Raw genomic sequence first — 15162 nt, 5'->3', positions numbered from 1 at the left:
TGCACATAGGAAACTTTTATAGATTTAGTTAAAAAAAGTGTATCGATTAAAAAAGTATGCATATAATCAAATAAGGAATATAAAGGGAGAGAAGGGTAGAGATGAAAAGAATATTAGTTACTATGTTTAGTTTAATGGTGCTTGCCGCTTGTTCAAGTAATGAAGCAGGAAATACCGAAAATGATCAATTGAAAGTAACAACGACTATTGCTCAAATAGCTGATGTTATTGAGCATATCGGTGGTGAACATGTGGAAGTAAATAGTCTGATGGGACCAGGCACAGATCCACATCTATATAAAGCTACGCAAAGTGACATTAGTCTGCTTCAAGATGCGGATTTAATTATGTATAATGGCTTGCACTTAGAAGGCAAGATGCTTGAAGTGTTAGAGAAAATGAGCGAGAAAACTACTGTTGTGGCAGTAGGCGATTCATTAGAAGAATCCAACTTACTAGCTGATAAAGATAATCAAAATGCGGTAGACCCACATATTTGGTTCGATATTGATTTGTGGATAGAGGCATTGACTACAGCAAAGGATGCATTGATTGAAGTTGATCCTGAAAATAAAGATGATTATGAAGCGAATGCAGAAGCCTATTTTACAGAGCTGAGAGAATTAAAAGCATATGCCACAGAACAAATTCATTCAATTCCTGAAGAGAAACGTGTTCTAGTCACTGCTCATGACGCGTTTAATTACTTTGGTAATGCTTATGATATGGAAGTTATGGGTTTACAAGGGTTAAGTACAGACGCTGAATATGGTTTAGGTGATGTGCAACATTTAGTGAATACAATTGCTGATAGAGAAATCAATGCCGTTTTTGTAGAGTCAAGTATATCCGAACGATCAATTAATGCAGTGATTGAAGGAGCGAAGGAAAAGGGCCATACGGTAAGTATAGGTGGAGAATTATACTCTGATGCTATGGGAGAAGAGGGCACTGAACTAGGCACTTATGTTGGTATGTATAAACATAATGTAGATACGATTGTTCAATCATTAAAATAAAGATTGTTTTTATGTAAGTGTATATAGGAGTGATTATAGTGACAAATCCAATAGAAATAAAAAATTTAACTGTAGCCTATGATAAAACGGCAGTACTAAAGGATATTCAATTCTCAATACCAAAAGGCAGTTTAACCGGAATTGTTGGACCAAATGGTGCCGGAAAATCTACTTTGATTAAAGCGATATTGGGCCTAATTCCTAAAGTGTCAGGTGAGATTAAAATATACGGAAAACCTTACAAAGCAAAAGATCGTCTGGTGGGTTATGTGCCCCAACGAGGGTCAGTGGATTGGGATTTTCCAACAAGTGCATTAGATGTTGTCTTAATGGGAAGGTATGGCCATATCGGTTGGTTTAAACGACCAGGTAAAGAGGATACGGCACTCGCAAAAGAAAGTTTGAAGAAAGTGGGAATGGATTCCTACGCCAATAGGCAAATAAGTCAATTATCCGGGGGGCAACAGCAAAGGGTATTCTTAGCAAGAGCGCTCGTTCAAGATGCACAAGTTTACTTTATGGATGAACCCTTTGTCGGTGTGGATGCAGCAACAGAGAAAGCGATTATACAATTATTAACAGACCTTAAAGATCAAGGGAAAACAGTCATTGTTGTTCATCACGACCTACAAACAGTTGAAGAATACTTTGACCATTGTATTTTATTAAATAAAGAAGTCATTGCATCTGGTGTCACTGAAGAGGTTTTTACAGTAGAACAATTACACCAAACATACGGGGGCAAGCTAGCTTTTTTAGATAAAGGAAAAGTAATGGTGGAACAAAAGAGGTGACATGAGTGATGGAACAAATAGGGCAAATGCTACTAGCAGCAAATACGCAGTGGGTGTTAATTGGTACGCTTCTTCTAGGGTTAGCTAGCGGTATTTTAGGGAGTTTTGCCTTACTAAGAAAACAAAGCTTAATCGGAGATGCTGTTGCACATGCTGCATTACCAGGAATATGTATAGGGTTTATGTTAACAGGAGAGCGGTCGCTCATCATCCTTTTAATAGGAGCGACCCTTACAGGTTTACTAGCTGCTTATTGTATTCAATACATTGCCTCCGCGTCTATTTTAAAAGAAGATACGGCCATTTGTTTAATTCTATCCACGTTTTTCGGCGTAGGTATTGTCTTATTAACGAAAGTACAGCAAATGCCTTCTGGCAATAAGAGCGGTCTAGATTCTTTTATCTTTGGTCAGGCAGCAGGAATGGTTAGTAGTGATGTGAAATTAATGGCAGGGGCAGCGGCATTATTACTTATGGTGACCATTATTTTCTTTAAAGAATTTAAACTAATTACTTTTGATGTGGAATTCGCTAAAGGCTTAGGTTTACCGGTTAGCGCGTTAAACTTTTTGTTTATGACCCTTTTAGTAGCTGTTGTTGTAATCGGTATTCAGGCAGTCGGTGTCATTCTGATGGCGGCATTACTTATTACACCTGCGATATCTGCCCGTTATTGGACGAATTCACTTAGTAAAATGGTCATGATTTCTGGCATATTCGGAGCGATATCAGGTGTGATTGGTACTTTGATTAGTTCACTAGATAGAGGGATTCCAACTGGCCCCTTTATCGTAGTAACTGCTACGATTATCTTTTTTATATCCATTCTATTTGCACCTGCCCGTGGTATCATCACACTTAAAATCAAACGGAGAATGACCAATCAAAAGCTTCTTCGTGAACAAGGGCAGGTGAAGTAGATGAGTTATGAAATTTGGATTATTATTGTCGCATCATTAGTGGGCATTACTTGTGGTGTAATCGGCTGTTTCCTCATTTTACGGAAGTTGGCGATGCTTGCTGATGCAATTAGTCATACAGTCTTGTTGGGGATTGTGCTTGCTTTTCTAATCAGTCAATCAATGAATGGAATTTATATGCTCATCGGTGCTGCAATAGTTGGTTTATTTACGGCTATGCTTATCCAATTTCTTAATCATAAGGGCATTCAGGAAGACGCATCAATTGGCGTCGTGTTTACCTTCTTTTTTGCTATTGGCGTGATACTTATCACAGTGTTTGCTGATAGTGTTCATTTAGATGTCGACCATGCTTTAATGGGTGAAATTGCCTTTGTTCCATTCGATATGGTGGAAATCGGTTTTTTACCACCGCTTCCAAAAGCATTCATCATGTTAATGAGTATACTGATATTAAATATTATTTTGATGATGTTATTTTATAAAGAACTAAAAATTACATCTTTTGACCCTGCACTTGCTGCTTCTATCGGTATTCCAGTTATGTTTATTCATTACTTATTGATGGGCATGGTTTCAGTATCAACTGTCGCTTCATTTGATAGTGTCGGTGCCATACTTGTCGTAGCGATGTTAATAGCACCAGGTGCTTCTGCTTATTTATTAACCAATAAACTAAGTCATATGCTGTGTTTAAGTGCATTCTTCGGAGTAATAGCAGCGATTAGTGGTTATTATGTAGCTACCTGGATTGACAGTTCAATCTCTGGTTCAATGGCGATGATGAGTGGGGTTCTATTCGCGCTCGTGTTTATCTTTTCACCAACAAAAGGACTGTTAGGTAAAAAGCTGAATCATAAACGTTTTCGATCAGGAACTACTGCTCCTTAAATCGTGTTCATATGTAATAAAGGCTGTTATTTAAAATAGCAGCCTTTATTCTACTTTTGTTAAATAAAAGTTTACGAATGGGAATGTAGTAAATCATTTATAGTAATCCATCTTAAGATATCGACCTCTTACTTCTTGCTTTCTTCACATTTTTTAGTAAGATAGAAACATAATATTTTGATAGAAAAGAGAGTAAGAATGAAACTAATTATTGCAGAAAAACCAGATCAAGGAGCTACACTCGCTTCTGTTTTCCCCAAAAAGAAACACCAAGGCTATATCGAAATTCTTCCTAATCCTATTTTGACAGATGGTGGCTTTATCACATGGGCTATCGGGCATTTATGTCAACTCTCTCCTCCTGAAGTGTATAATACAACTTGGAAAAAATGGACATTAGATACACTCCCTCTTCTACCTAACCAGTTTCAGCACGAAGTCTCCAAAGATAAAATAAAGCAATTCCAGGTCATTAAAAAGCTCTTATCACATCCAGAGGTGAATGAAGTTATTCATGCGGGAGATGCAGGGAGAGAAGGGGAACTGATAATAAGAAATATATTGCGTCAAGCAAAATCAAATTTGCCAATGAAGAGATTATGGATTTCTTCATTAACGCCGAATGCCATTAAAAAAGGGTTTCAACAGCTATTAGATGAAGAAGATACGAGAAACCTTTTTTTCGAAGCTTATACAAGGTCATGTGCCGATTGGATTGTCGGAATGAATGCTTCTAGACTATATACGTTATTATTACAACAAAAAGGATTCTCAGATGTATTCTCGGTTGGTAGAGTACAAACACCTACATTAGCATTGATTGTAAAAAAGGAGCTTGAAATTGAATCTTTTGTTTCTGAACCTTTTTGGGAAGTAGAAGCAACCTTCAAGATCACCGGGAAAAAATATAAGGGGAAATGGGAAGATAAGGGTAATAGTCGTATTATGGACAGCGCATTAGCTGAGAAAATTGCTTTGTTTTGCCAAGGGAAGGAAGCAACAATAGCAGATATAAAAAAGGAAAAGAAAGAATTCCTACCGCCTCAATTGTATAATTTGTCAGCACTTCAAGCAGAAGCAAATCGGCGTTATAAATTCTCACCTAAGAAAACACTTGATATTGTTCAAAAGTTATACCAAAAAGGGTGGGTTTCTTATCCTCGTTCCGATTCAAGGCATATTACCACGGAGGAGGCCAACACATTGCCACAAATTTTGGCTCGTTATGAAAATATAAAGGATTATGAGGATTTCTTTCCTTTACCGTTTTCCTCCATCATTCAGAATAAGCGCTATGTGGATGAAAAGAAAGTGACTGACCATTATGCCATTATTCCGACTGAGCAAATTCCAGACTTCTCCAAACTTGCTTCTGAGGAGAAAAAACTTTATGACCTAATTGCGAAAAGTGTCATCGCTGCCCACCATAAGAAAGCAATAATCGAGTACTCAACAATTAGAACTCTGGTTGATGAGCGAGCGATGTTCATTTCTAAAGGGAAAGTAATTGTTGATCAAGGCTATCGCCAAGTGATTTCTCCAGTTGAGAAAGATAAAGATGTGAATCTCCCCTTATTAGATAAAGGAGATAAAGGAATAACAGAAAAAACAGAAGTAAAGGAGAGTAAAACACAGCCTCCTAAAAGATACACTGAAGGTCAATTAATAACGTTGATGAAAACAGCAGGAAAACATATCGATGATAAAGAACTTGAACAAGTATTAACACAGACAGAAGGACTTGGAACTGAAGCAACAAGAGCGGGCATTATTACGATGCTAAAAGATCGTGGTTATATTGATGTGAAAAAGAATATAGTCTATGCTACTTCAAAAGCTAAGGTTCTCATTATCGCGGTTGGTAAAGAGATATTAGCATCTCCTGAAATGACTGCGAAATGGGAGCAACGCTTAAAGCAAATCTCTAAAGGAGAGGCATCGCCTAAACAATTTATGGATCAAACAAGTCAAATGGTCCATCATTTAATTGCCGCTACGAAGGAAGTAACGAATGAATGGATATTCTCTGAAGAAGATAAACAACAATTTATCCCAAAAACATTTAAGAAAAAGCGACAATCCCCATTAGGTAATTGTCAATTATGTGATGGTCAAGTGGTAGACAAGGGTAAATTTTTTGGTTGCAGCAACTATCAGAAAAAGAATTGTACATTTACCTTATCTAAGAAAATTCTCGGTAAGTCAATGACACAAAAAATAGTGAAACAACTATTGAAAAGTGGTGAGACTGATGTGCTGGAGGGTTTCCAAGGGAAAGACAAATTGTTTGCAGCAGCATTGGTGTGGGATAAAAAGGAAAATAAAATTAAATTTAAGTTTCCAACCTAAGTCTTTCCGTCTATTCCCATATCTTCCTTGTTTCATGAGGATTCTTATAGTAATATTTTAAGTAGTGGTTTTTCATTTGCGTTATAACAGCTTATGAAACCACTATCATTATGCATTTTTTGATCAAGTAAGCGGCTATACTGTATGTAACAAATATCGTTTATCATAGATGTTAGCCTTTTTTGGGAGGATCCACATGCCAACACCTAGTATGGAAGATTATATAGAACAAATCTATTTATTAATTGAAGAAAAAGGCTATGCACGCGTTTCTGATATCGCAGAAGCACTATCTGTCCACCCTTCTTCAGTCACTAAAATGGTGCAGAAATTAGATAAAGATGAATATCTCGTATATGAAAAATACCGTGGTTTAGTATTAACGACAAAAGGAAAGAAAATAGGCAAACGCCTCGTTTACCGCCATGAGTTATTAGAGCAAATGCTTCGAATTATTGGTGTGAAAGAAGAACATATATATGAAGATGTTGAAGGAATTGAACATCATTTAAGTTGGGATGCTATTGACCGCATTGGTGATTTAGTACAGTTTTTCGAAGAGAATAAAGATAGAGTAGAGTCATTAAGAGTGGTACAACGAAAAAATGAAGAAGAATAAAAGCAGAGTTATGGAGGGTGGATAACTCTGCTTTTTTTACATTAATATAGACAGAAAATTAAATATTTTATATCACATAATGTAAAAATAGGTATAAAGAGGGTTAGGTGAATATTTGATGGCTGAATTTGATTGGAAAAAGGCATCTGCTACAGAATGGGATAAGCGGTCGGATAGTTGGCATGAAAGATCAGAAAGTATGTGGAATGAAGGGAGCCGCAAGGAAATTATCCCTTTCTTCCTTCAGTACCTAAAGGCGAATAATCAGGTATGTGACCTTGGTTGTGGTGATGGAATGGGAGCTTATAAGCTTTCAACACATGCCATCAATGTAGTTGGGGTCGACGTATCTGATGAAATGCTTATAAAAGCAAACCGGGTGAACCAAACGAATGATAACCAATTTATCAAAGGGGATTTATCAGAACTTCCATTTGCTGAGCATCATTTTGACGGGCTGTTGGCAATAAATTCTATGGAATGGACAGAAAATCCGTATAATGCAATGAAAGAGGCTGTGAGAATATTGAAGCCGGGTGGTTATGGGTGTTTTGGGATACTGGGACCAACTGCCGGACCTAGAAACAATAGTTTTCCTAGATTACTAGGAGAAAAGGTCATTTGCAACACGATGATGCCATGGGAGTTTGAACAGCTAATGCAAGGGCTCCCAATGAAAAAAGTGGCAGAGCAAGGTGTTTATAAAAAGGCTGCAGAGTCGTTACCTAAAGGAGGATTACCTCTTCCATTGCAACAAGCACTATCTTTTATGTGGATTTTTATTTTTCAAAAGGAGTGAGCTTATGAGTAGGTACTCATTATCAGAGTTTGTAGAGAAAACAGAGCAAGAAGATAGGGGTCAGGGCCTATTTGAGTTAGAAACGGATCGGTTATTAGAAGTGAACTTACAACAGCAGATTTGGGCAAAAGCTGGTTCCATGATTGCGTATGAAGGTCAAATCAAATTTGTTCGTGAAGGGATTTTAGAACATGGAATTGGGAAAATGTTCAAACGTGCTTTCTCTGGGGAGAGCACAGCTCTTATGAAGGCAACAGGTAGGGGGAAACTCTATTTAGCGGATCAAGGAAAGAAGATTTCCATCATCCGCTTTCATAATGATACATTATGCGTGAGTGCCAATGATTTATTAGCGTTTGAACCAAGTTTGAAGTGGGACGTCAAGCTTATGAGAAAAGTAGCTGGCATCGTTTCAGGTGGACTATTCAATATTCGCTTAGAAGGAGAGGGAATGGCGGCAATAACGACTCATTATGAACCATTAACACTAAAGGTAACTCCTGATAAACCGGTATTAACAGATCCGCATGCAACGGTCGCTTGGTCTGGCCATTTGCAACCGGAATTCGTTGCGGATGTCTCATTCAAAACATTTGTAGGCCGTGGTAGCGGTGACTCAGTGCAAATGAAATTTTCAGGCGAAGGTTTTGTCGTTGTCCAACCGTATGAAGAAGGTGGCTATGTGCAGCAGAATTAGTGTACATGTATTGGTTGTTTGTATAGCAGAATTTAAAAGGGCCTCGAAAGAGAGACGCTGCTCATGGGCGATGAAAGTGACTATAGGGAGTAGTGCAAAAAGGGGGAAAACACCGCTTTTGATTATGGAAACTGACCTGATCATAATGCAATAATGAAACTCAGTTTTTAAAATACTGTTTCCCAAGGAGAGGAATTAAGGAATCTCTCAATAATAGTTCTACTATTGCTCGAAACGGAGTAATCAAAATTATTGCCGAGATTGCTATTGTGACCATTGTTGTCCGAGTAGAATCCTCTTAATTGTCAACTGTCTAGTTCTTCAAAATCAATTCTTATTCACAATGTATGCAAAATAAAAAAATAGCCGATCCGTATATTCTACGGATCGGCTATTTTTAATCCCATTCATAGGGTGTTTGTTGATAAACATAGTAATTTAACCAGTTGGAGAATAAAAGATGGGCGTGCGAACGCCATTTGTTTTTGGGTGTCTTGGTTGGGTCATCATTGGGATAATAGTGATTCGGAATGGCTATGGGCAATCCTTTTGCCCGATCTCGCTCATATTCTTCAGCAAGAGTCGTTGCTTCATATTCAAGGTGACCGGTAATCATAATTTGTTTACCTTCATTGGCGCTCATAATAAAAGCACCCGCTTGAGGTGATGCAGCAAGAACCTTGACCTTACTATGATTCTTTAACTCTTCTAATGATATATCCGTATGCCTTGAATGGGGTGCGACAAAAGAGTCATCAAAACCGCGTAATAAGTTTTCTGACCAATTTTCTACATCATGGTCAAACACGCCGAAACATTTTTCCGGTAGCTCAAACTTATCAATATTGAAATGATGGTAAAGTGCTGCTTGTGCTCCCCAACAAATATGGAGTGTACTCGTGACATTGGTTTTTGTCCAGTCCATTATTTCTTTTAACTCTTCCCAATAATCGACTTCTTCAAAGGAGAGTAATTCAATCGGAGCACCCGTAATAATCATGCCATCAAACTTTTTTTGTTTGATTTCAGAAAATGTTGAATAAAACTGCTCAAGATGGATGTGGCTTGTATTTTTTGATTGATGTGTAACGGTTTTCAACAAGGTAATATTGACTTGAAGCGGTGTATTACCTAATAACCTTAATAAATGTGTTTCTGTTTTTTCTTTTTGCGGCATGAGGTTAAGTATAAGTATGTTTAATGGGCGAATATCTTGCCCCTTAGCGCGACCTTCATCCATAATGAATATTTGCTCTTCCTCGAGAATTTCCCGTGCTGGAAGTCCTTGTGGAATGGTGATTGGCAAGTGATCATCCCCTACTGTGTGAAATTTCAATAAACTTATTATAAAGACGTTTAACTTATTGAGCAACCTGAAAACCTTAAAATTATCATTAATTTGAAAATTTCTCGTCACATATCATTATTTAGATTTAGGAAGTGATACAATAGTAACGCTTGCAATGACAACTGGTATAGAGGAGAGGAAAAGCGATGGGGAAATATGTGAAGTCAGATATTGAAATTGCTCAAGAAACAACGATGAAACCAATTCACCAGATTGGGGAAAAGCTCGGACTTACGGCCGATGATTTAGAGCAATTTGGTAAATATAAAGCGAAACTTACAGCCGAAACACTTAAAAGAGTGGAGAGTAAGGAAAATGGGAAATTAATTCTTGTTACAGCCATTAATCCCACACCTGCAGGCGAAGGGAAATCAACTGTTACTGTAGGTTTAGGTGATGCATTAAATCTGTTAGGGAAAAAGTCGATGATTGCCATGAGAGAACCATCTCTAGGTCCAACAATGGGCATTAAAGGTGGAGCGACAGGAGGGGGATATTCACAAGTCGTACCGATGGAAGATATTAACCTTCATTTTACAGGTGATATTCATGCGATTACTACAGCAAATAATGCCTTATCTGCCTTAATCGATAATCATATCCAACAAGGAAATGATCTTAAAATTGACCAGAGAAGAATTATTTGGAAAAGAGTGATGGATTTAAATGATCGTGCGCTAAGAAATGTCATTGTTGGTCTGGGAGGTCCTGCTCAAGGTATTCCGCGAGAAGATGGTTTTGATATTACAGTGGCCTCTGAAGTAATGGCTGTACTATGTTTAGCGAAAGACCTACATGATTTGAAGAAAAGATTAGGCAAAATGATTATTGCTTATAATATTAACAAACAACCGGTTACGGTGGCTGATTTAGGTGCTGAAGGTGCTTTAACCCTTTTATTAAAAGAGGCAATCAAGCCTAATTTAGTACAAACTTTAGCACATACACCTGCACTTATACACGGTGGACCATTTGCGAATATTGCACATGGTTGTAATAGTGTGATCGCGACAAACACTGCTTTGAAGTTAGCTGATTATGTTGTAACAGAAGCTGGATTTGGCGCCGATTTAGGAGCAGAGAAATTTTTACATATAAAAGCGAGAAATATGGGTGTAAGTCCTGATGCAGTTGTCATTGTGGCGACGATTCGTGCACTTAAGATGCATGGGGGCGTCGCTAAGGAAAATCTCAGCTCAGAGAACACGGCTGCACTAGCAAAAGGATTTTCTAATTTGAAAAAGCATGTTGAAACAGTTCAAAGTTTCGGATTGCCGTTCGTTATTGCACTTAATCGCTTTAATGGTGATTCCGCAGATGAAATTGAGACTTTTAAAGAGTTGTGTGAAGAGCAAAATATACAATGGTCACTAACAGAAGTATGGGCAGAAGGAGGAACAGGTGGCTTACAGTTAGCAGAGAAAGTGTTAGAGCAAATTGCAAAAACAGACCAATCGTTTACGCCACTTTACAATTTACATGACAGCTTAGAAGAGAAAATTGAAACAATTGCTAAAAATGTGTATGGTGCAAGCGGAGTTGAGTTTACATCGAAAGCAAAGAAACAATTAGCCGATTTTGAACGCTTTGGCTGGTCTCAGCTCCCTATATGTATGGCTAAAACCCAATACTCATTATCCGATGATGCAGCAAAATTAGGTCTTCCTTCTGACTTCACAATAACTATAAGAGAATTAAAGCCCTCTGTAGGTGCCGGTTTTATTGTGGCATTAACAGGAGCTGTTATGACAATGCCTGGGTTACCTAAAGTACCCGCAGCGATGCAAATGGATGTGGATCAACAAGGACAAGCGAAAGGATTATTTTAATCAATATAAAGGGGAATTGATACATTGTTTGACCCAATAGCTTTTGATAATATGAAGGTTGTTTTAGAGGGGCATATTTATGATTTTGATTTAACGGGTGAAATGAAGATAATCGATCGAAATGATTGGATGAATCTAGCGAAATTTAGCCGACGCTATGACATCTCATGTACGGATACAACCGTTGCTAACACTTTATCAGCAAAAATTACCTTACAGGCCAATTTGCAACAAATTACGGCGGAATTGCAGCCTACGCACCCATTCACAAATGAAATCGGTGCTCATCTATCCATCTCTTTTATTCTGCAAAAACAGGAAAAAAATAAGTTAGAATCAGCTTACGAGCAAGTCATTAAACAATGGGGGAATCGCCGTACCATTCAACAACGATTAATAAAGGTAGAGAATGAATGGACGCAAGAGATAGTAGTCAATTTTGACAGACTGATAACAGAAGATCAATTAGAAGACTTACTTGATTTAATTGACTACACACAACAAACATTAATAGTATTAGATCAATATTAGAGGTTTGAGACAATAGGTGAGATGGTATTCTTACATGGCAACGCTAAAAAGCGGTGCTCAGTAGAACAATCCAGTTCCTATTGTCTCGACTTTTTTTATAAAAAATTGTATGAGTAAAGTTGATAAGCATGAATATATCACGGATCGCCATTTTTCATGTTACAATTAGCTATTAGAATAGTTAATAGACTAACCGCAATATAGCTGGTTTAGATAGATTAATGAATGGATGGTCGAAATGAAAAATATATCATTAGAAAATATAACAAAAACTTACGGTGAAAAAGAGCTATTTAAGCAAATTAATTTTACTATCGGAGAAAATGACCGCGTTGGCTTAATTGGTGTAAATGGAACAGGAAAGTCATCACTGTTAAAAATCGTCGCTGGTATTGATTTGCCTGATGCTGGAGAGATTATTGCGCCTAAGGATTATTCAGTCTCCTACGCTGAACAAGAACCTAAATTAGACGAACAATTGACTATACTTGAACAAGTATTTGCAGGCGATTCTCCTTTACTCGTGCTTTTAAGAGAGTATGAGCAAGCATTAATCGCTTTGAATGAACATCCAGATCATAGCGAAGTACAGGAGCATCTTTTCCAATTACAAAAAAAATTAGATGCTAATAATGGGTGGGAAGCAAGTACAAATGCCAAAACGATCCTAACAAAACTAGGTATTGTCGACTTTGAAAAAAAAGTTGGTGAATTGTCCGGTGGACAAAAAAAACGGGTAGCGTTAGCACAAACGTTGATACAAGATAGTGATTTATTAATTCTCGACGAGCCAACGAATCATCTTGATCATGAATCGGTTCAATGGCTAGAAGAGTATCTTACCCGATACCGGGGAGCAATTCTGCTTGTGACACATGATCGCTATTTCCTTGATCGTGTGACAAACCGGATGTTTGAACTTGATGCGGCACAATTATACAGTTATAAAGGTAACTATGGAGCATTCCTTGAGGCGAAAGCGGTCCGAGAGGAGAATGAAGCAGCTGTAATCGATAAACAACGGAATTTATATCGTAGAGAGTTAGAGTGGATGAGACGCGGTGCCAAGGCGCGAACAACCAAACAAAAAGCGCGCATAGATCGTTTTGATCAATTAGATGAAAAATTGACAAATGTTACTTCAAGTGAAAAATTAGACATGTCTTTAAGTGGTAGTCGGTTAGGAAAGCAAGTATTTGAGTTGAAATCAGCGACAAAATACTATGGTGATTTAGCCATCCTAAAAAACTATGACCTGCTAGTGAAACCAGGTGACCGACTAGGCATTATTGGTCAAAATGGGACAGGAAAAACCACTTTTCTAAATATTTTAGCCGGCAATTTACCGTTAGACCAAGGTGAGAGAATCATCGGTCAGACGGTTAAAATCGCTTATTACACACAGGAAAGTGAAGAAATGGATGAGAGCAAAAGAGTGATTGAATACTTAAAGGAAGCGGCCGAAGTAATCGAAACAACTGACGGAAAAACGATATCTGCTGCTCAAATGCTTGAGCGTTTTCTGTTTCCACCTTATATGCATGGTACATTAATTAGAAAACTTTCAGGTGGAGAAAAACGTAGATTATATTTATTGAAAATCTTAATGACTTCACCGAATGTTTTGCTTTTAGACGAGCCGACAAATAATCTTGATACACAGACGTTAACGGTGCTAGAGGATTATCTAGAAAGCTTTGCTGGTGTGGTTATAACGGTTTCACATGATCGTTATTTTCTCGATAAAGTCGCCACTCAATTACTTGTATTACAAGGAAATGGGGAAATAACAAGTTATTATGGGAATTATAGTGAATACCTTGAGAAATCAAAACAAGCATCAAGTAAAAAAGCGGAAGAGAAAAAGATAGTAGAAGTAAAGGAAGAAAGTAAACCAAAAAAGAAAAAGCTTTCCTATAATGAAGCAAGAGAATGGGAGCAAATCGATGACAAAATGGAAGCGATTGAAAGTCGTTTGAAAGAAATCGATGAGGATATGAACAATATTGGTAGTGATTTCGAAAAAGCTCAACAGCTCATGGATGAACAAAAAAAGCTAAATCATGATTTAGAATATCTCATTGAACGTTGGAGTTATCTGTCTGAATGGGCAGATGCTTAATCAATGTAGATAAATGAAAGTAGACGATGATTTATGTTAGAATAATTATCATGAGAGAACAATTAAAGTAAAGGGTGATTTCATTGATTATAAAAGCGATTGAACCTACACCAAGTCCGAATACGATGAAGGTGATCTTAGATAAAGAACTGCCTATGGGGACAAGCAATAATTACAAAGTAGGTCAGGCTGAAGGAGCGCCGGAAGTCATTGTTGATATCTTAAAAATAGATGGAATTAAAGGTGTCTATCATGTAGCCGATTTTCTTGCAGTCGAACGAAATGCGAAATTCGATTGGAAAGATTTACTTCCTCAAGTGAGAGCAGCCTTTGGTGAAGAAGCTGAGAGTGCTGGGGGAACGGAAGTAAATGAACATTTTGGTGAAGTACAAGCTTTTGTGCAAACGTATAAAGGCATACCGATGCAAGTGAAATTAACAGATGGTACAGAAGAAAAGCGCTTTGGCTTACCGGAACTTTATGTTAAAGCTGTAGGTGATGCACAAGCACCTGATGATAATGTAGTCATGGTGAGAAAGTGGAAAGAACTAGGAGTGCGTTATGGTGAATTCGAACAAGTAGGTAAAGAAGTAGTGGATGAGATTCTAGCTGCATACCCAGAGGAAAGAGTAAAAACACTCATCACTGCAGCCCAAAGTCCAGAATCAGAAGAAGCATTGGCACCTAGAGTCCGTCTTAAACTTACCCCAGATGATTTAAAAGTGGAAGACTGGCGTATACGCTATCAAAAGCTTGAGCAAATGGCTGATCCTTCTCTAGATGATTTAGATGTACTTGACTTTGCCCTTCAAGATGAAAAAGCGTCTGTGCGAAGATTAGCAACTGTTTACTTAGGGATGATTGAAGACGTTCAAGTACTACCTTATCTATATAAAGCGCTAACAGATAAATCAGTCACAGTGCGAAGAACAGCGGCGGATTGTTTATCAGATCTCGGCTTCCCTGAAGCTTCTGAAAAAATGATGGAAGCATTATCTGATAAAAGCAAGCTGGTTCGCTGGCGTGCAGCAATGTTCTTATACGAAGTAGGCGACGAAAAAGCGCTTCCTGCCTTAAAAGCAGCTGAAAATGATAATGAATTTGAAGTAAGTCTGCAAATTAAACTAGCAATTGAAAGAATTGAGCAAGGCGAAGAAGCAAAAGGGTCTGTATGGAAGCAAATGACAGAATCACGGAAAAATGGATGAGTTAGAAGGACACCTGCATGCGCAACATGCAGGTGT

Annotated in this window: 13 protein-coding genes; 12 read left to right on the top strand and 1 reads right to left on the bottom strand. The window is 37.8% G+C overall.

All coding sequences use genetic code 11. From position 1 onward, the window contains the following. Nucleotides 1-101 precede the first annotated feature (101 nt). From MKX78_RS14790 to MKX78_RS14755, 8 genes are all read left to right on the top strand, one after another. A complete protein-coding gene (locus MKX78_RS14790) occupies nt 102-1019 on the top strand; it encodes a metal ABC transporter solute-binding protein, Zn/Mn family (protein WP_307313159.1) in 918 nt (305 codons plus the stop codon). A 38-nt stretch (nt 1020-1057) separates the two neighbouring features. Next, nucleotides 1058-1813 (top strand): metal ABC transporter ATP-binding protein, encoded by a 756-nt coding sequence (locus tag MKX78_RS14785; RefSeq protein ID WP_370873260.1) that lies wholly within the window; start codon nt 1058-1060, stop codon nt 1811-1813. Nucleotides 1814-1821: 8 nt separating this feature from the next. Then, entirely contained in the window at nt 1822-2733 is a 912-nt protein-coding gene (locus tag MKX78_RS14780) for a metal ABC transporter permease (protein WP_307313741.1), read from the top strand. Further along, a complete protein-coding gene (locus MKX78_RS14775; protein WP_095372838.1) occupies nt 2734-3624 on the top strand; it encodes a metal ABC transporter permease in 891 nt (296 codons plus the stop codon). It abuts the gene before it with no gap. A 198-nt stretch (nt 3625-3822) separates the two neighbouring features. Then, nucleotides 3823-5973 (top strand): DNA topoisomerase III, encoded by a 2151-nt coding sequence (locus MKX78_RS14770; RefSeq protein ID WP_307313162.1) that lies wholly within the window; start codon nt 3823-3825, stop codon nt 5971-5973. Nucleotides 5974-6169: 196 nt separating this feature from the next. Beyond that, on the top strand, nt 6170-6592 hold the full coding sequence (gene mntR / locus MKX78_RS14765) for a transcriptional regulator MntR (RefSeq protein WP_095372840.1): 423 nt from the start codon (nt 6170-6172) through the stop codon (nt 6590-6592). 118 nt (nt 6593-6710) lie between these two features. Further along, complete coding sequence (locus MKX78_RS14760) at nt 6711-7391, top strand: class I SAM-dependent methyltransferase (protein WP_307313165.1); 681 nt, start codon at nt 6711-6713, stop codon at nt 7389-7391. 4 nt (nt 7392-7395) lie between these two features. Beyond that, entirely contained in the window at nt 7396-8088 is a 693-nt protein-coding gene (locus MKX78_RS14755; protein ID WP_095372842.1) for an AIM24 family protein, read from the top strand. A gap of 397 nt (nt 8089-8485) precedes the next feature. Here the strand turns inward: MKX78_RS14755 and metA are convergent, their stop codons facing one another. After that, the gene (metA, locus tag MKX78_RS14750) at nt 8486-9394 is read right to left on the bottom strand and encodes a homoserine O-acetyltransferase MetA (protein WP_307313168.1); all 909 of its coding nucleotides are present in this window, start codon (nt 9392-9394) and stop codon (nt 8486-8488) included. 188 nt (nt 9395-9582) lie between these two features. On the opposite strand from metA, the gene MKX78_RS14745 reads away from it, so the two are divergent. The 4 genes from MKX78_RS14745 (at nt 9583) to MKX78_RS14730 (ending at nt 15126) form a co-directional block, all read left to right on the top strand. Next, entirely contained in the window at nt 9583-11265 is a 1683-nt protein-coding gene (locus MKX78_RS14745) for a formate--tetrahydrofolate ligase (protein ID WP_307313170.1), read from the top strand. A gap of 24 nt (nt 11266-11289) precedes the next feature. Further along, complete coding sequence (locus MKX78_RS14740; RefSeq protein ID WP_307313172.1) at nt 11290-11796, top strand: hypothetical protein; 507 nt, start codon at nt 11290-11292, stop codon at nt 11794-11796. A gap of 238 nt (nt 11797-12034) precedes the next feature. Next, nucleotides 12035-13918, top strand: a complete 1884-nt coding sequence (locus MKX78_RS14735; protein ID WP_341051496.1) for an ABC-F family ATP-binding cassette domain-containing protein — start codon at nt 12035-12037, stop codon at nt 13916-13918. Between the two features lie 83 nt (nt 13919-14001). After that, on the top strand, nt 14002-15126 hold the full coding sequence (locus MKX78_RS14730; protein WP_341051494.1) for a conserved virulence factor C family protein: 1125 nt from the start codon (nt 14002-14004) through the stop codon (nt 15124-15126). Nucleotides 15127-15162 lie beyond the last annotated feature (36 nt).

The organism is Cytobacillus sp. FSL R5-0569 (assembly GCF_038007265.1).
In the GTDB taxonomy this organism is placed as follows: Bacteria; Bacillota; Bacilli; order Bacillales; family Cytobacillaceae; genus Cytobacillus; species Cytobacillus kochii.
The sequence above is the reverse complement of the archived record's forward strand: the minus strand, read 5'-3'. Positions and strand labels throughout refer to the sequence as shown.